A 17,793-nucleotide genomic window follows, 5' to 3' on the forward strand; every position below is an offset into this window, starting at 1 on the left:
CGGCGACCGTCCGCAGCGCTCGGCGCCGCCGCGCCAGGAACGCTCCGGCATGGGCGGTGGCGGCGGGCAGGATTACGCGCCGCGCCGGCAGCAGCCGGCCCCGCAGCAGTCCGCGCCGATGGACGACTTCGCGGACGACGATATCCCATTCTGATCTTTCGTCGTTCCTGCGATGCAAACAGACCCCGGTAAGCCATTGTGCTTGCCGGGGTTTTTTTCTGTTTTGGCGAGGTGTTTTCCTTTCTAGCGCGAGTCTGTCCGGTCCTCCAACGCAGGCGATACGACGCCAGACGGTATCGGTCGACTGGAGTGGTCACACGTACCGTGCTTTTCACCGCCGGCGATTGGGGCCGGAGCGTGCGTGCAAGCGGCGAGTGCCCCGCTGTTCTTGCCTTCAAAACTGGGTTGGTCGCCAAGCGTCGCGTCGTGCCCGGTCGCCTCGGCAACGCCTTGGCGCGGCTTTCGTGCCGAGTCCATGCTATCGCTCAACGCCGGCCGACCCCGCTGCAACGGGGAAGGTGTCGTAGGGGCTGCTTTAGCGGCGACAGGCTTTCCGATGAAAGCCATCGCGGCTAAAGCCGCTTCTGCGAAAAGCACATTGGCGTCGCTCGCCGCGACACCACGATCCTCACCACATGAATGCGCATGGCAACGCGGCGGAGGTGTCCTGAAGCTCCAGGTCCGACCTCCCATCCCCGCCGCCTTGCAGGCGATTTAGCGCCTTAGTCCCAGGGAGGAACCACGGGTCCGTCGGTATCTCGCCATGCGTCGCCTGCTCGAGCAGGTTCACCAAATACCCGTTTGTTTGTCGCTCTACGTCTCGCTGCACAACTCCGTACGTCACCGGAATTCCATCGCCGTCATGACGACTGACGCCACAGGCGTTGTGCCCTGCAGCATGTGTTTTCGTGCAGTGCGTCTTGCAAAAGCGCAATTCACTGCTCTATGGTTCAATCGATTGAATCGCGGCGAATCGTCAGCGTTTGAGACCGGTTGGGAGGCCGGAAGGTGGATGTCTATCCATTCGATCGGACCGGCGCCGGCCTCGGGCTTCACGAGGCGCGACGCGCTGCGCATGGCGGTCGCCGGGAGCCTTGGCCTTGGGGCAGTGGGCATGTTGCCGGCACTCGCTGCCGCCACGCCGCTCAAGGGCAACCTGAAGCAGTCTGTCGCCCGCTGGACGTTTCCGCAGCTGTCGACCGCACAGCTTTGCCAGGTAGTGAAGGGCCTGGGGTTCGCCGCCATCGATCTGGTGGGCCCGGCGGATTGGCCCACGCTGAAGGCGCATGGCGTATACAGCGCGATGTGCAATGGCGCGGAACTCGGCCTGGACAAGGGCTTCGCCGGCAGCCAGTTCCACGATGAGCTGGTCGCGCGCTACACGCGGCACATCGACCTGGTGGCCGATGCCGGCTATCGCAACCTCATCTGTTTTTCCGGCAACCGGAATGGCATGGATCCCCAGGAGGGCATGGCCCACGCCGAAGTCGGGCTCAAGCGCATCCTCGGCCATGCCGAGAAACGCGATGTCGTGCTGGTGATGGAACTGCTGAACTCCAAGGTCGATCATCACGACTATCTGTGCGACCACTCCGCCTGGGGCGTGGAGCTGTGCCAGCGGATCGGTTCGGACCATTTCGGCCTGCTGTACGACATCTACCACATGCAGATCATGGAGGGCGACATCATCGCCACCATCGGCAAGCATCACGCGTGCTTCAAGCATTACCACACCGCCGGCGTCCCGGGCCGGCACGAGATCGGGGACGATCAGGAGCTCCACTATCCCGCCATCTGTCGCGCGATCCGCGATACCGGTTTCGATGGCTATCTGGCGCAGGAATTCGTTCCTACCGCGCCGGATCCCGTCGGCTCGCTGCGCGAGGCGATCCGCCTCTGCGATGTCTGAAACGCTATCCACCGAGGTGAAGTAGAACCCATGGCAGACAATCATTACGACGCCATCGTCGTTGGCTCGGGCATCAGTGGCGGTTGGGCGGCGAAGGAGCTGACCGAGAAGGGACTCAAGGTCCTGATGCTGGAACGCGGACGCAACATCGAGCACGTCAAGGACTACGTCAACGCGATGAAGGAGGCGTGGGATTTCCCGCATCGCAACCGCCCGACCCAGGCGATGAAGGCCGATTATCCGGTGCTGATGCGCGACTACGCCCTGGTCGAGAACCTGCAGGGGATGTGGGCCAACGAAAAGGAATCGCCCTACACCGAGATCAAGCGATTCGACTGGTTCCGCGGCTATCACGTGGGCGGCCGCTCGCTGATGTGGGGACGGCAGAGCTATCGCCTGTCGGACCTGGATTTCGAGGCGAACCTGAAGGACGGCATCGCCACCGATTGGCCGATCCGTTACGCCGACCTCGCACCCTGGTACGACCACGTGGAGAAGTTCGCCGGCATCGCCGGCACGCGCGAGGGACTGGACGTGTTGCCGGACGGCGAGTTCCTGCCGCCGATCCCATTGAACATCGTCGAGAAGGACGTCGCCGCGCGGATCAAGAAGGCCTTTGGCGGTACCCGGCACCTGATCCACTCGCGTACCGCCAACATCACCCAGCCCAAGGTCGAGCAGGGCCGCGTCAACTGCCAGTATCGCAACAAGTGCATCCTGGGCTGTCCCTTCGGCGCCTATTTCTCGACCCAGGCGGCCACGCTGCCGGCGGCCATGAAGACGGGCAACCTGACCCTGCGGCCGTTCTCGATCGTCAAGGAGGTGCTCTACGACAAGGATCGCAAGCGTGCGCGCGGCGTGGAGATCATCGACGCCGAGAGCGGACAGACCTACCAGTACACGGCCAATGTCGTCTTCCTCAACGCGTCCTCGTTCAATTCGACCTGGCTGCTGATGAACTCGGCCACCGATGTCTGGGATGGCGGCCTCGGGTCGTCGTCGGGCGAGCTCGGGCACAACGTGATGGACCATCATTTCGGCGCCGGTGCCTCCGGCCGGGTCGAGGGCTACGAGGACAAGTACTACTTCGGCCGCCGTCCCTGCGGCTTCTACATCCCCCGGTTCCGCAATGTCGCCATGGACAAGCGCGGTTACCTGCGCGGCTTCGGCTACCAGGGCGGTGCGAGCCGCACCGGCTGGTCGCGCGAGATCGCCGAGCTGAACATCGGCGCCGACCTGAAGGAGGCGCTGACCGTGCCAGGCGACTGGAGCATCGGCATGACCGGATTCGGCGAAATGCTGCCGCACCACGACAACACGATTCGCCTGGATCCGCAGCGCAAGGACAAATGGGGGCTGCCGGTGCTGGCGATGGACGTCGCCATGCGCGAGAACGAAAAGGCCATGCGCAAGGACATGGCCGCCGATGCCGCCGAGATGCTGGAGGCGGCTGGCGTCAAGGACGTGAAGATGCATGATGGCGACTACGCGCCGGGCAAGGGCATCCATGAGATGGGCACCGCACGCATGGGCCGGGATCGCAAGAACTCCGTGCTGAATCAGTACAACCAGGTGTGGGACGCGCCCAACGTCTACGTGACCGATGGCGCCTGCATGACCTCCAGCGGCTGCGTGAATCCTTCGCTGACCTACATGGCGCTGACCGCACGTGCCGCCGATCATGCCGTGCGCGAACTGAAAGCGGGGAACCTGTGATGGAACGTCGCGAACTGCTGAAGATGATCTTCGCCGCCACGGGCGCGGCGATGGTCGGTCTGCCCGCGCTCGCCCCGGCACAGGCGTCGGCCGCGGGGACGAAGGTGCTGTTCTCCGCCGCCGAGATCGGCACGCTGGACGAGATCGCCGAGACCATCCTGCCGCGGACCAAGACGCCGGGGGCGAAAGACGCCGGTGCCGGTGCATTCATGGCGAAATTCGTCACCGACTGCTACACCCCGCGGCAGCAGGCGACGTTCCGCGCCGGCCTGGCCGAGATCGACAAACGTGCCGGCGGCCGATTCGTGTCGCTCACCCCGCAGGCGCGCGCCGAACTGCTGCGCGCCCTGGATGCGGAGGCCAAGGCAAAGGCCGTCGACGTGACCGACACCGGCACCGCCGACGCGGCGGACGCGATGCCGCATCCCTTCACCATGATCAAGCAGCTGACCATCTTCGGCTTCTTCACCTCCGAGGTCGGCGCGACCGAAGTGCTGCGCTACGTCGCCGTGCCGGGCCGCTATGAAGACATCACCTACGTTCCCGGCACGCCCGCCTGGGCCACCGGCTGATGGAGCGCCACGCTTCGCCCTTCCTCCTTTTCCTGGAAACACGATGACCAGAACCCTGCTGATGGCGGCCTGCCTGCTGGCCGTGGCGCCTGCGGTCGCGCAGGCCGACGGCGACCCCGCACGCGATCCTGCCAAGACCGAAGTGTGGAAGCCCGTGCCCGCGACCGTGGCCACGCCCCCGGGCGGCGCGCCCTCCGACGCGATCGTGCTGTTCGATGGCAAGGATCTGTCGGCCTGGGAGTCGGAGCAGGGCGGACGCGTGCCCTGGAGCGTCGCCGACGGCGCGCTGACCGTGGTGCCGGGCAGCAAGGGCATCCGCACCAAGCAGCGCTTCTGCGACATCCAGTTGCATATCGAGTGGCGCACGCCCACCGCGACGCGCGGATTCGACGGCCAGCAGCGCGGGAACAGCGGCATCTTCCTGCAGGAACTGTATGAGTTGCAGGTGCTCGACAGCTACGACAATCCGACCTATGCCAATGGCCAAGCCGGTGCGATCTACAAGCAGGCCATTCCGCTGGTGAACGCCTCGCGTGCGCCGGGCCAGTGGCAGGTGTACGACATCATCTGGACGGCGCCGCGTTTCTCGCAGGGCGGCGGGCTCACGTCACCCGCGCGCATCACCGTCCTGCACAACGGCGTGCTGGTGCAGAACGACACGGTGCTGGCGGGCAAGACCGAATACATCGGCGCGCCGTCGTATGCGCCGCATGGATGCGCGCCGATCTTCCTGCAGGAGCACGATTCCAAGGTCAGCTACCGCAACATCTGGGTGCGCGAGCTGTAGCGCCGGCGCGCAGTCGGCGCCGATCGCCCGAGGCGTGTCGGCGATCCCCGGTATGCCGCGCCCAACGCGGCATACCGGGGAATGGAGGGCGCGCCCTATTGCGCCAGGAAGCTGGCGAGGTCGTCGACCTCCTGTTGCGACAGCTGCGAAAACGGCGGCATCAGCCCGCCGCCGTTGCGGATCTTCTCTTTGATCTGCGCGGGCTGCAGGCGCTTGCCCACGTCGGTCAGCGCGGGGAAGGTGGGCGGGACGCCCGCGCGATTCGCGCCATGGCAGGCCGTGCAATGGTTCGCGTAGAGCTGCGCGCCGGCCGCCGGGTCGTCCTTGGACCAGGCCTTGGGCGCAAGCGTCGCCCCCAGCAGCACCACGGCCATCGTCGTGATCGTTTTCAAGCGGAACTCCTTTGCGTGCTAGCGCTGTGTGCTCGCGGGCAGATGTTCGCGCAGGTACTCCGCCCCGGTCCGGATGACGCTGGCCGGGTCGCGCGGCTGGTCGTGCTCGATGATGTACCACTGCACGCCGCTCGCCGCCGCGGCAGGCAGGATCGCGTTCCAGTTCAGCACGCCCTTGCCGACCGCGGCGAAGCCGCCTTCGTCTTGGGCCTGGCCTTTCGGTGCGTTGTCCTTGGCGTGGACCGCGAACATGCGGCCCTTGAACTTGCCCAGCATCGTCGCCGGGTCGTAGCCCGCGCGCGCGACCCACGCCAGGTCCAGCTCGGTCTTGAGATCGGGGCCGGCCGCGGCGAACAGCAGTTCCAGGCCGGTCTTGCCATCGAAATCGACCAGCTCGAAATCGTGGTTGTGATAGGCCAGGCGCATGCCCTTGGCGCGTGCCCGCGTCGCGAGCTGGCCCAGCTCCTTGCCCAGTGCGGTCCAGCCTGCGGCATCGGTGGGCCGCTCCTTCTGGTCCAGGTAAGGCACCACCAGCGTCGTGTTGCCGATCGAGCGGTTGAAGGCCACCGCGCCGTCCAGGTCCTTGCGCAGGTCGGCCAGCTGCACGTGCGAGGAGATCGCCTTGATCGAATACTTGTCCAGCAGTTGCTTGAGTTCCACCGCGCTCATGTTCTGCGTGCCGACCGTTTCCACCGCGCCCACGCCGGCGTCATGGACGATCTTCAACTGTTGGTCGAGCGTGCCGGCGTTGCGCAGCGAGTACATCTGCACTGCGATGGGGGCCTCCTGGCCGGCGGCGTCGCGTGCGAAGGCGGGCAGGGCCGCGAAGAGCAGCAGTGCGAGGGTTGCGGTTCTGCGTGTCGCTGTGTTCATCAGGAAGTCCTCCCGGGAGTCAGTCGATGGATGTCCAGCCGCGTGTCCTGGCCGATGTGATGACGCGATCGACGATCAGCGCCGAGCGCAGCCCGTCGTCGAAGGTGGGCAGGCCGTCCGGCCGCTCGCCGTCGATGGCGCGGTAGGTGTCGGCGACGAACGCCTCGAAGCAATCGCCGTAGCCCTGCGCGTGCCCGGCCGGCAGCGTCGCCAGCCGGCGTTGTTCGGCGCTGCCGGCACCCGGTCCGCGCACGAAGACTTCCTCGCGCTGGTCGGGCCGGCCGATCCACAGGCGTTCGGCGTCCTCCTGGTCGAACGCCACGCTGGCCTGGGCGCCATCGATCTCGAACCAGAGGCGGTTGCGGCGCCCCGCCGAGACCTGGCTGACCGTCAACGAGGCCAGCGTGCCCGCGCCGGTTCGGAGCATCGCCATGGCCACGTCCTCGCTGGAGACCGCCTGCATCGCGCCGCCCGCCGCCGGCGTGGTGAAGCTCTGCCCGGTGTTGGTGCCGCGCTCGGCGATCACCGTCGCGAACGCCGCGCTGACCTCGGCGAAGCGCTCGCCGCTCACCCATTCCACCAGGTCGCACCAGTGCGAGCCGATGTCGGCGAATACGCGCGACGTGCCGCCCAGCGACGGGTCCACACGCCAGTTGTTGCTGGCCGGATCCAGCAGCCAGTCCTGCAGATAGCTGCCGTGGATCAGGCGCAGCGGCCCCAGTTCGCCCTGGGCGATGCGGGCGCGCGCCTCGCGGACCACCGGGTGGTAGCGGTAGACGAAGGGCACCGTGGCGACCAGCCCGGTCGCGCGGGCCAGGGCCGCTAGCGCCCGCGCATCCTCCAGCGTGGTGGCCAGCGGCTTCTCGCAGATCACGTGCTTGCCGGCGTCCAGCGCCGCCTGTGCCATGGCGCGGTGCAGATGGTTGGGCGTGCAGACGTGCACAACCTGCACCTGCGGATCGGCGACCACCTCCTCGATATCGCGATACGCATGCGGGACATCCCACGATTGCGCCACCTCGCGTGCGCGCTGCGGGGACGAGGCGGCGACGCCGCGGACCGAGGCGCCGGCCAGCAGTGCCGCGCGACGGTGCACGGCGCCGATCATGCCGGTGCCGACGATGGCGATTCCAAGCTTGGGCATCGGGGGGACCCTCAAGGTGCGGAGCGTGCGGCCGCGACGGCGGGCCGGTCGCGGAACAGCAGCAGGAAGGCGACCAGCACAAGCAGCGCGACGCCGGCCGGGAACAGCCAGATCTGCCGCCAGTCCGGGCCCGCCGCGGTGGTGTAGTGCTCCACCACGGCGCCGGACAGGAAGGTGCCGATCAGCATGCCCACCCCGTACGTGGCCAGGGTGATGAAGCCCTGTGCGCTGCTGCGTGCGGCGGGGCCGGCATGCGCATCGGTGTAGATCTGGCCGGTGACGAAGAAGAAGTCGTAGCAGATGCCGTGCAGCACGATGCCGATCACCAGCAGCGAGAAGCCGCCGCCCGCATCGCCGAAGGCGAACATCGCATAGCGCACCACCCACGCCGCCATGCCCACCGCCAGCATCGTCTTGACTCCCAGCCGCACGAACAGGAACGGCATGGCCAGCATCAGCAGGACTTCGGACACCTGGCCCAGCGACTGCAGGCCGGCCGCGCCGCGCACGCCCAGGTCGTTGAGATAGGGGTTGGTGAAGTTGTAGTAGAACGCCAGCGGGATGCAGATGGCGATGGAGGCCAGGAAGAACACCAGATAGGAGCGCGACTTCAGCAGCCGCAGCGCGTCCAGCCCCAGGATCTGTCCCAGCCCGGCATCGCGCTGTCGCGCCAGCGGCGGCGTGTGCGGCAGGGTGAAGGCGTACAGGCCCAGGGCCAGCGAGGCCAGCGCCGCCATCCGGAACGTCAGCTCGAGCCGATGCGCCTGCTCCCAGCCCAGCCAGCCGATCAGCACGCCGGCCACGATCCAGCCGACGCTGCCGGCCACGCGCACCGGCGGGAACTGCTTTTCCGGCGCTTGCATGTGCCGCATCGCCACGCTGTTGGCCAGCGCAAGCGTCGGCATGAACAGCAGCATGTAGCCCATGACGCAGGCGAAGAACACGCCGAAGCTCGTCGCCGTGGATGCCAGCCACATGAGTACCGCGCCGGCGAGATGCAGCACTCCCAGGATGCGCTGCGCCGCGAAGTAGCGATCGGCGATCAGGCCGACCAGGAACGGCGCGACGATGGCGCCGATGGACTGGCTGAGGAACGCCGTCGCCACCTGGCTCGCGCTGGCGTGCAGCGGCCCCTGCACCAGATAGGTTCCCATGGTCACGAACCATGCCCCCCAGATGAAGAACTGCAGAAACATCATCGCGCCCAAGCGCGACATGGTGTGCGTCATGGCGTCCCCTCCCAGGGCGGTAATGACTCAGGTTCCCAGCATGCGGCGCAGCGACGCCGGATCGGCGCCGCTGCCGGCAAAATCGTCGAAGGCGCGTTCGGTCACGCGGATGATGTGGTCGCGAATGAACGCAGCCCCCTCACGCGCCCCATCTTCCGGATGCTTCAGGCAGCACTCCCACTCCAGCACCGCCCAGCCCGGGAAATCGTATTGCGCGAACTTGGAGAAGATCGCCTTGAAATCGATCTGGCCATCCCCGAGCGAACGGAACCGCCCCGGACGATCGATCCAGTCCTGGTAGCCGCCATAGACGCCGCTGCGCGCGCTGGCGCGATACTCCGCGTCCTTGACGTGGAAGATGCCGATGCGCGCGTGGTAGCGATCGATGAAACCCAGGTAGTCCATCTGCTGCAGCAGCAGGTGGCTGGGGTCGTACAGGATCTTGGCGCGGGGGTGCTGGTCGACCACGTCGAGGAAGCGCTCGAAGGTGGCGCCGTCGTGTAGGTCCTCGCCCGGGTGGATCTCGAAGCACAGGTCCACGCCGCAGGCGTCGAAGGCATCCAGGATCGGACGCCAGCGCCGGCCGAGCTCGGCGAAGGCTTCTTCCACCAGTCCGGGCGGGCGTTGCGGCCAGGGATAGAAGTAGGGCCAGGCCAGCGCGCCGGAAAACGTGGCATGCGCCGTCAGTCCCAGGCGCTGGCTGGCCTTGGCGGCCAACTGCAGCTGCTCCACCGCCCAGGCCTGGCGGGCGGCGGGGTTGCCGCGCTTGTCCGGCGGTGCGAAGCCGTCGAACAGGCCGTCGTAGGCGGGGTGGACGGCGACCAGCTGTCCCTGCAGGTGGGTGGACAGCTCGGTGATCTGCAGGCCATGCCCGGCCAGCATGCCGGCGAGGTCGTCGCAGTACGCCTGGCTGTGCGCGGCCTGGGCCAGATCGAACAGGTGGGGCGCGCTGGTCGGTACTTGTAGGCCAGAATAGCCCAGGCCCGCGGCCCATTCGGCCAGCGTGTCCAAGCGATTGAAGGGAGGTGTGTCGGCGATGAACTGTGCCAGGAACAGCGCTGGACCCTTGAGCGTCTTCAACGTGATTCGCCCTCATGCAATCGATTGAATCATCCTAGCATGGGCCTCCCGCAAGACCCGTTGTGCACTGCACAGCAGACACAAGAGTTCAGTTCATGGCGACAACCATCTACGACATCGCAAAGCACGTCGGCGTCACCGCGGGCACGGTGTCGCGGGCGCTTTCCCGGCCGGAAAAAGTCCTGCCCGCCACGCGCGCGCGCATCGAGCAGGCCGCCGCCGCGCTGGGCTATGTCCCCAACACGGTGGCCAGGACGCTCAAGACCCAGCGCAGCGGCAAGCTCCTGGTCACCGTCCCGGACATCGCCAATCCCTTCTTCGCACAGATCCTGCAGGGGGCGGAAGACGCCGCGCAGGCGGTCGGCTACGCCGTGCTGCTGGGCGATACCCAGCATCAGCCCGACCGCGAGGAGCGCTACGCGCAGATGCTCCCACGCAACGAGGCGGACGGCCTGATCGTGCTGGGGCACCGCTTGCCGCCGACGGCGCGTGAGATCGTCAAGCAGCAGGGCGGCGCCGCGCCGGTGGTCAACGGCTGCGAGTTCGACCCGGCGCTGGGGATTCCCAGCGTCCACATCGACAACGCGGCCGCCGCGCGCGCCGTGATGGAACACCTGTATGGACTGGGGCACGCACGGATCGCCGTGGTGGGCGGTCCGCCCGACAATCCCTTGCATCAGCAGCGACTGGAAGGAGTTCGCGCCTGCGCCAAGGCGCGCGGCCGCCTGCGCAACCTGACCGTCGTGCCGGGCGACTTCTCCGTGGAATCAGGCCATGCGGCGGCGGTGACGCTGTTGGGTCGTACACCCGCGCCGACCGCGATCTTCTGCTTCAGCGATCAGATGGCACTGGGCGCCCTGGCGGCCTGCCGGGACCTGGGAATCCGCGTGCCGGACGACCTGTCCATCGTCGGCTTCGACGACCTGGCCTCGTCCAGTTACCTCACGCCGCCATTGACGACCATCAGGCAGCCGATGCGGGAGATCGGTGTCCGCGCGGTCAACCTGCTGCTTGCCATCATCGAACGGGTGGACGTGCCGCTGCAGCAGACGCTGGACTTCAGCTTGATGGTGCGCGGGTCGACCGGCGCGCCGAGACAGTAGATGACGTCAGGGCGGCGGCGATGCACCTGACCGGTGCGCGCCGCCGTTTCCGCGGCAGACGACGGGCGTGCGGCCTCCGGGCAGCGCGCTTTTTCAGTTTCCAGCCCCGGCATCGCCGGAGGTTGGCGCCCAGCTTCCGGTGCGCCATCGGACAAACGCCCAGATTAGACTTCACGCGTACGTCACGCCAACAGGAACAGGGGAACAGGGAATGAAGAGGGGACTGCGCGCAGTCGCGTTGTTGTGTCTGCTGGGAGCGGGGAATGCATGGGCGCAGGTGGATCTGGCGCCGTATCTGGTCAAGGAGCAGGTCGAAACGCTGAAGTTGTCGCCGACCGGCGAGTACTACGCGGCGACGGTGCCGCTGGAGGATCGGACCGCGCTGGCGATCATGCGCCGTTCCGACAACAAGATCGTCGGCAGCTTCTCGATGGAGAAGAACACGCACGTCTCCGATTTCGTGTGGGTCAACGACACGCGCGTGCTGTTCGACATGGTCCAGAAGATCGGGCAGCGGGACCGGCCGTGGGGGACCGGGGAACTGTTCGCGATCAACGCCGATGGCGGCGCGGCGGAGTTGTTGGTGGGCCAGCGCGTGACCGGCAACGGGCCGGGGACGCTGATCCAGACCAAGAAGGTGGAGAAGGTTGCCGCGTATTTCGTTGGTTCGCTGCCCGGCGACGACCGCAACGTCATCATCCAGGCGCAGCCGTTCAGCACCAGCCAGGATCCTTACAGTCGCACCGAAATCATGGACGTCTATAGCGGCCGCCGGCGGTTGCTGACCGGTTCGCCCAAGGTGCGCGGCGCGGATTTCTACAGCGATGAGCAAGGCAAGGTGCGCTTTGCCTTGGGCGCGGATGCCGACAATGCCAAGAAGCTCTTCTATCGCGATGCGCAGGGCAGCGACTGGAAGCTGATCAATGACGAAAACGTCAGCCATCACGTGGAGACGCCGATCGGTTTTTCCGAGGATGGGCGTGTCGCCTACCTTCGGGTCGAGCAGGCCAAAGGTAGCGACGCGATCGAGTCCTGGAACACAGACACCGGCGAGCGCAAGGCGGTGGCGCGTGATGCACTGGCAGATCCCTATCGGATCATGTATCGCCATGGCACCCATGTCCCGGTCGGGATCGAAGTGCTGGGCGACAAGCCGCGGAGCCTGTTTTTCGATGACGCCTCGCCCGAAGCCAAGACCCAGCGCTCGCTGGAAGCGGCCTTCCCTGGGCAGGCAGTCTATGTCACCTCCAGCACGCGCGACGGCCGGCTCAACCTAGTCAACGTGCAGTCCGGTCGCAATCCGGGCGAGTTCTACCTGTTCGACACCGTCGCCAAGAAGGCCGATTTCGTGTTCGCCCGCCGTGCTGCACTGCAGCCGCCGAAGCTGGCCGAGGTGCGGCCGATCGTGTTGCAGGCGCGAGATGGCCTGCCACTGCATGGGTTCGTGACCCTGCCGGCGGCGGCCAAGTCCGGCAAGGTGCCGATGGTGGTGATGCCGCATGGCGGACCGTTCGGGATCTTCGACAACGGCATGTTCGATGAGGATGCGCAGATCCTGGCCAGCGCCGGTTACGCGGTGCTGCAGGTCAATTATCGGGGTTCCGGCAATTACGGGCGCGCGTTCCAGCAGGCCGGCGCAGGCCAATGGGGCGGCAAGATGCAGGACGACGTCACCGATGCCACCCGCTGGGCGATCGACCAAGGTATCGCGGACCCGCAGCGCATCTGCATGTACGGCGCCAGCTACGGCGCCTATGCGTCGTTGATGGGCGTGGCCAAGGAGCCGACGCTGTATCGCTGCGCGGCCGGCTATGTCGGTGTCTACGACCTGCCGATGATGTATGTCAGGGGCGATGCCCAGCTGCGCGATGCCAGCCAGAATTTCTTGCGCGAATGGATGGGGACGGGCGATGGATTGGCCGCGATTTCGCCGGTCAATCTGGCCGACAAGATCAAGGTGCCCGTGTTCCTGGCGGCGGGTGGCGAGGACGAGCGTGCGCCCATCCAGCATTCCAAGAAGATGGAAGCGGCGTTGAAGAAGGCAGGGGTGCCGGTGGAAACGCTGTACGTCCCGACCGAGGGCCATGGCTTCTACACCGAGGCGCATCGTCGCGAGTTCTACACCCGGCTGCTGGCGTTCCTGAGCAAGTCGCTGGGCGGTGCGCAGGCGGCGCCGGCGGCAGCGAAGCCGTAAGGGGCTGTCGCCTGACACTCCGGCCGAGGCGCCAGGCGCCACTGCTGTGCGGTATCAGTGCGGTCCGGTACTTCCGGACCGCACTGACGCTGGTTGGACTCGATAGCTCAGCGTGAGCGACTGGCACTGGCACTTCGAGTTCATACCGAATTGGTCACCTGCTTCCATGGCTGGTCGATCTTGCCGTTCAGCCGGAATGGGTAGAGGCGGTGCGCATACTTGACCGCCGCCTCGATGACGTCGAGGTCTCGCCGCCCTGGCTTCGCCTGCTGCATGGGATTGTCAGGCAAACTGCCGAACGAAGCGCTCCAGCCAAAGGAACGAGATCAATGGTGCCGTCAGCGGACGCGCGCGCGTCGCCACCAACTCGTCCAGTAGTTGGAGGACGGCGTCTCGGTTGACCAAGCCCAAGTCGGCGAGGGCGCATTCGCTCAACTGCATGGCGATCGTCTTGGCGTGATGTGCGATCAACTCCGGGAGCACATGCGCGAATGTTTCCTTGCAATAATTCCGCGGAAATATGTCGTCTACGTTGGCCCGTAAATAGCGCCACATCGTTTCTCGCTCTTTACGGCACTCGAGGGGGAGGCCCCGACAGAAAGCCACCAGATGTGGATCGCTTAAGGGATTGACCGGCCAGAGGCCTCGCCTAAGCAGATGGGGAGCCTGGCACGCGTTCGACGCCAATACGGATGCAGACAACAGGCCGGTGGGAGCATCAAATCCACTGATCGAACGCGATGCAGTGAGCGCTCGGGGCGTCAACAACAGGTTCGCGCGACGTTTGGCTTCTGCAGCCACCCCGCTGCCGGGACCTGCGCTGGGATGTTCCTCGTTCCGGTACATTGGGAACAGCTGGTCTCCGCCAATACCGGTGAAAAGCCATTCGCTTTCCTGTGCTTGAGCGCAGTCCCACAAATGTTCGAACGCTTCGAGATAGAACTCGACAAGGGGATAGTCCGGTCGAGCCGCGCTCGGTTGCAGATCGAGCGTTGGTGGGAATGAAACGATAGGGATGCTCGTGTCGCGAAGGCCGAGCTTTTCAACAAGCATGCGACGGCGTTGTGCCTGGTTTTGACTGTCTCCCTCGTCGAGCAAGATTCCAAAGCTCAGGATGTTGTCATGCGATCGCGTCAGAGCGCATGCAACCGTCGCCGAATCCATGCCCCCACTCAACTCCGTGGCCACCCGCTTCGACGCGGGACGAATCGAAATGGCACGATGCAACAACTGCTCGAATCGCTCTACGCCGTAGTCGATCAGTTCTTCTTGGGAAGGCGATCCGATTTCAGCAGGCGAAGGATAGACGTAACGCGTCTTGGCCGGCTCGGCGTAAAGCGTGGCGCGTTCTGTCAGCATTACGACACCCGAACACAACTGTCTGGCGGAGTAGTCCGCGTTAAGTGCGAGACGCCGACTGGCCATCTCCAGGTCGATGGTGGTGAGTCGGGAAAAAAAGTCGGCCAGATCGTAGGAGATTTCTACTGCGTCATCGGTGACCCGGCAATAGACCGGCGCCGATGCGAGAAGGCCCGCGCGCAATTTCAGTCGGGATCCGGCCTGGGCCACTTCGATCATGAGATAATCAAGCGGCCATAGCAGAGCCTCTTTGTATAGCCGGTTGAATTGATCGGCATCGACCAGCACGCCCGTATCGTCTTTTTTCCATTCGACGTCCGTGCAGCGCTCGCGTACCGTCGCGAACCACTGTCCCTGCGTGCGAACCACGACGGTTTCCAGCGCAGGGTGACGGTAGGGCGCGATCTGGCTGTTCCCGAGACACAGGATACTGTCCTGCCACACCGGGGAATGTTCGAGGTCGGAAAAAGCGACGTTGGCCTTGATCATGGCGACGCGGCTGCCTGCGATCGGCGTCGGATGGTTATCGCGCTTTAGAACAGAAGAGCGCCGCCTGATGGCGGCGCTCTTTATCGCGATGCCTTTGGTGCAATCGCCGTCGTTTTAGCCGCCAGGTTGCGTGGAGTACCCGCGAGAATCCTCACCAAGATAAGGCTTCATCTCGCAGACGCCAGGCGCTGCGATATTTTGCATGGGCGCGTCGAGCTGGATAGCGAAAGGATTGGATGGAGAATCTTGTTTCTCAAGCTTGCCATCTTGGATTTTCATCACAAAGCTCCTTTTCTAGATGTCGTCATGCGGCGACGAGCAGAACCTAGCACCGCGCCTGTAGCAAGACAAGATCTTTAAGATTTCAATAGTTTCATATGAAAATATTGTATTGAGAGGTTCAAATGCCGATCTGCGTTGCCCATGCACCACTAATGCGCATTGAGGCGACGCTGGGGGCTGTGTGCCGGTGGGGAGGATGTACGCCCCGGCGGGGGGGCATGGATTCCATGCCGAAGCGCATCGCTGGGCGTTCTACACTCGCGCGCTGGAACTGCTGAGTGCTCGCTGTGCAGCACGTAGGCGGTGCCGGCGTCGGCCAAACCGTGAGCGCTTGCACCTGACCATGTGCGCTCCAGGCGGCCGCGTCGCTGTTGCACTGGCTCTGGTTGGATCTGTGGCGCAGCACGACTAGCAGGACTTATCGCCGAGGTCGTCCTTGACCATGCGAAATGCGCTGTGTCGATGTGAAACGGTTGCGTCGCCGCTCGGGCGACACAACCCCTCAACGCACCCCGTGCATCATCCGCCGCAGCAGCGGCGCGGCGAGGAAGGCCAGTACTGCGCAAGCCACGCCGATCCACAGCAGCAGCCAGAACAGGTGGGCGTACTTGGCCGCGGCGTCGGCGACGTTGAGGGTCTGGCCATCCGGCACCTCGATCGCGGCCAGCTTGCCGAACAGCGCCGCCAGCGCCTCGGAGAACGCCGTGGCCAGGAACCAGGTGCCCATCATCAGGCTGACCACGCGCGGCACCGCGAGTTGGGTCACCGCCGACAGGCCGACCGGCGACAGGCACATTTCGCCGGCCTCCAGCACGAAGTAGGCCAGCACCAACCACCACACGCTCGCCATCTGGCCGGTCGCGCCGACCTGTTGCGCGGCCAGTGCCAGTGGCACGAAGGACAGGCCGGCCAGCAACAGCCCCATCGCCGACTTGGCCGGCTTGGACGGCTCGTGTCCGCGCCGCGCCAACCACGCCCACAGCGCGGCGAACAGCGGCGCCAGCAACACCAGGAACAGCGCGCCCAGATAGGTCAGGGAGCCGGCGGTCTGCGGCAGCACCAGGCAGTCGCGGATCAGGAACAGCAGCATCAACGCGCTGACCGCGACGAACAGCCGCCGCGGCGCCGACGAGGCGGGGCGGCGGTCGGACAGCGAGGCCGCCAGCACGAAGCCCAGCGGCGCCAGCAGCAACGAGGCGATCGACCAGGGCAGGGGCGTGCCGCCGCGGATCACCAGCGACGGCACGATGTCCTTGGTCATCAGCCGGTCGGTGAAGGTGACCCACGAGCCGTAGGTCTGCTCGTACAGGGTGAAGTACACCAGCGCCATCGCGATCAGCACCATCAGCGCGATCATCTGCTGGCGCTGCACCGGGGTGCACTGGGTGCCGGTGAACCAGGCGAACCACAGCAGCACCGCGCCGAGCACCAGCAGCATCAGCAGCAGGGCCAGGGAGATTTCCCCGCCCAGGCTGAAGGCACCGTTGGCCGCGGCCCACATCAGCGCGGCCACCGGCAGCACGCCCAGCACGGCGCACAGGTAGATCGCCCATTCGCGCGGCACGCCGAGCACGCGCTCGCGCAGTAGCGCCGGCTGCGCCGGTTCGGCGTGGCCGTGCAGGTATTTCTGGCCCCACAGGAACATGCCCAGGCCGAGCAGCATGCCGATGCCGGCCGCGCCGAAGCCGTAGCGCCAGCCGTAGGCCTCGCCGAGGAAGCCGCAGACCACCGAGGCGAACAGCGCGCCGAGATTGATGCCGGCGTAGAACAGCGAGAAGCCGGCGTCGCGGCGCGGGTCGTCGGCCGGATACAGCTTGCCGACGATGGTGGAGATGTTGGGCTTGAGGAAGCCCACGCCCATGATGATCAGCGCGAGCGACAGGTAGGTCACGCCCAGGGATGCGGTGTCGCGCACCACTTCGCCGTTGACCCGTGTGGCGGCGTGACCCTCGAAAGCCATGCCGATGTGGCCGAGCACCAGCAGCAGGCCGCCGAACACCACCGCCTTGCGCATGCCGAGCCAGCGGTCGGCGAGCAGACCGCCAAGCACCGGCACGCAGTACACCAGGCCGCCGTAGGCGCCGAGCAGGTCGAGCCCGGCGTCGTCGCCGAACAGGTGGTACTTGGTGAGGTACAGCAGCAGCAGCGCCTTCATGCCGTAGAAGGAGAAGCGCTCCCACATCTCGGTGAAGAAGCAGACGTAGACGCCCTTGGGATGGCCGAGGAAATCGTCGCGCGCGTCGCGCAGCGGCAGGGAGGACACGGACACGGCGACTCTCGGCGCAGGAAGGCAGCGGCGGAGTATAGGCGCGCGGGCGCCTGCGCGAATGGCGGCGCGCGGCATGGATGGTTCGGCGGCGGGCGTACCCTCACCCCAACCCCTCTCCCGGTGGGAGAGGGGCTGGCGCCGTTCCTTCTCCCCCTCGGGAGAAGGTGCCCCGCAGGGGCGGATGAGGGTCGGGCTGCGCCTGCGTGGCTGGGTGTGCTGCGTGCCGCCGTACCCTCACCCCAACCCCTCTCCCGGTGGGAGAGGGGCTGGCGCCGTTCCTTCTCCCCCTCGGGAGAAGGTGCCCCGCAGGGGCGGATGAGGGTCGGGCTGCACCTGCATGGCTGGGGCGCGCTGCGTGCGCCGTACCCTCACCCCAACCCCTCTCCCGGTGGGAG

Annotated in this window: 15 protein-coding genes and 1 pseudogene; 7 read left to right on the forward strand and 9 right to left on the reverse strand. The window is 66.0% G+C overall.

Translation table 11 applies throughout. The features are described 5' to 3' along the window. The 5 genes and pseudogenes from D588_RS25810 to D588_RS0121325 form a co-directional block, all read left to right on the forward strand. Positions 1–154: pseudogene (locus D588_RS25810) on the forward strand (single-stranded DNA-binding protein); the annotation flags it as partial. An 858-nt stretch (positions 155–1,012) separates the two neighbouring features. Continuing rightward, positions 1,013–1,909 (forward strand): TIM barrel protein, encoded by an 897-nt coding sequence (locus D588_RS0121310; RefSeq protein ID WP_026143966.1) that lies wholly within the window; start codon positions 1,013–1,015, stop codon positions 1,907–1,909. A 30-nt stretch (positions 1,910–1,939) separates the two neighbouring features. Then, complete coding sequence (locus D588_RS0121315; RefSeq protein WP_017917443.1) at positions 1,940–3,625, forward strand: GMC family oxidoreductase; 1,686 nt, start codon at positions 1,940–1,942, stop codon at positions 3,623–3,625. Then, positions 3,625–4,197, forward strand: coding sequence for a gluconate 2-dehydrogenase subunit 3 family protein (locus D588_RS0121320; RefSeq protein WP_017917444.1), 573 nt, complete (start codon positions 3,625–3,627; stop codon positions 4,195–4,197). The genes D588_RS0121315 and D588_RS0121320 overlap by 1 nt, the downstream gene beginning before the upstream one ends. Positions 4,198–4,240: 43 nt before the next feature. Further along, positions 4,241–4,984, forward strand: a complete 744-nt coding sequence (locus tag D588_RS0121325; protein ID WP_026143967.1) for a DUF1080 domain-containing protein — start codon at positions 4,241–4,243, stop codon at positions 4,982–4,984. 95 nt (positions 4,985–5,079) lie between these two features. Here the strand turns inward: D588_RS0121325 and D588_RS0121330 are convergent, their stop codons facing one another. The 5 genes from D588_RS0121330 to D588_RS0121350 are packed head-to-tail and all read right to left on the reverse strand — an operon-like array spanning position 5,080 to position 9,702. After that, positions 5,080–5,376, reverse strand: coding sequence for a cytochrome c (locus D588_RS0121330; protein ID WP_026143968.1), 297 nt, complete (start codon positions 5,374–5,376; stop codon positions 5,080–5,082). 18 nt (positions 5,377–5,394) lie between these two features. After that, on the reverse strand, positions 5,395–6,249 hold the full coding sequence (locus D588_RS0121335; RefSeq protein ID WP_017917446.1) for a sugar phosphate isomerase/epimerase: 855 nt from the start codon (positions 6,247–6,249) through the stop codon (positions 5,395–5,397). 19 nt (positions 6,250–6,268) lie between these two features. Further along, positions 6,269–7,393 (reverse strand): Gfo/Idh/MocA family oxidoreductase, encoded by a 1,125-nt coding sequence (locus D588_RS0121340; protein WP_017913245.1) that lies wholly within the window; start codon positions 7,391–7,393, stop codon positions 6,269–6,271. 11 nt (positions 7,394–7,404) lie between these two features. Further along, positions 7,405–8,622: a nucleoside permease gene (locus D588_RS0121345; protein ID WP_017917447.1), complete on the reverse strand. Its 1,218-nt coding sequence runs from the start codon at positions 8,620–8,622 to the stop codon at positions 7,405–7,407. A gap of 27 nt (positions 8,623–8,649) precedes the next feature. Next, positions 8,650–9,702 carry a sugar phosphate isomerase/epimerase family protein gene (locus D588_RS0121350; protein ID WP_017917448.1) on the reverse strand — a complete coding sequence of 351 codons (1,053 nt, stop codon included), beginning with the start codon at positions 9,700–9,702 and terminating at the stop codon, positions 8,650–8,652. Between the two features lie 95 nt (positions 9,703–9,797). Between D588_RS0121350 and D588_RS0121355 the strand changes: the two genes are divergently transcribed. Together D588_RS0121355 and D588_RS0121360 are read left to right on the forward strand one after the other, a co-directional pair. Next, positions 9,798–10,805: a LacI family DNA-binding transcriptional regulator gene (locus D588_RS0121355; protein WP_017917449.1), complete on the forward strand. Its 1,008-nt coding sequence runs from the start codon at positions 9,798–9,800 to the stop codon at positions 10,803–10,805. Positions 10,806–11,016: 211 nt separating this feature from the next. Continuing rightward, a complete protein-coding gene (locus D588_RS0121360) occupies positions 11,017–12,999 on the forward strand; it encodes a S9 family peptidase (RefSeq protein WP_026143969.1) in 1,983 nt (660 codons plus the stop codon). 140 nt (positions 13,000–13,139) lie between these two features. Here the strand turns inward: D588_RS0121360 and D588_RS28730 are convergent, their stop codons facing one another. From D588_RS28730 to D588_RS0121375, 4 genes are all read right to left on the reverse strand, one after another. After that, a complete protein-coding gene (locus D588_RS28730) occupies positions 13,140–13,274 on the reverse strand; it encodes a hypothetical protein (RefSeq protein ID WP_017909367.1) in 135 nt (44 codons plus the stop codon). A 7-nt stretch (positions 13,275–13,281) separates the two neighbouring features. Continuing rightward, on the reverse strand, positions 13,282–14,847 hold the full coding sequence (locus D588_RS0121370) for an asparagine synthase-related protein (protein WP_017917451.1): 1,566 nt from the start codon (positions 14,845–14,847) through the stop codon (positions 13,282–13,284). A gap of 114 nt (positions 14,848–14,961) precedes the next feature. After that, entirely contained in the window at positions 14,962–15,126 is a 165-nt protein-coding gene (locus tag D588_RS28055) for a hypothetical protein (protein ID WP_157836502.1), read from the reverse strand. Between the two features lie 505 nt (positions 15,127–15,631). After that, positions 15,632–17,392 carry an oligopeptide:H+ symporter gene (locus D588_RS0121375; protein ID WP_026143970.1) on the reverse strand — a complete coding sequence of 587 codons (1,761 nt, stop codon included), beginning with the start codon at positions 17,390–17,392 and terminating at the stop codon, positions 15,632–15,634. Between the last annotated feature and the right edge of the window lie 401 nt (positions 17,393–17,793).

The organism is Xanthomonas sp. SHU 308 (genome assembly GCF_000364645.1).
GTDB lineage: Bacteria > Pseudomonadota > Gammaproteobacteria > Xanthomonadales > Xanthomonadaceae > Xanthomonas_A > Xanthomonas_A sontii.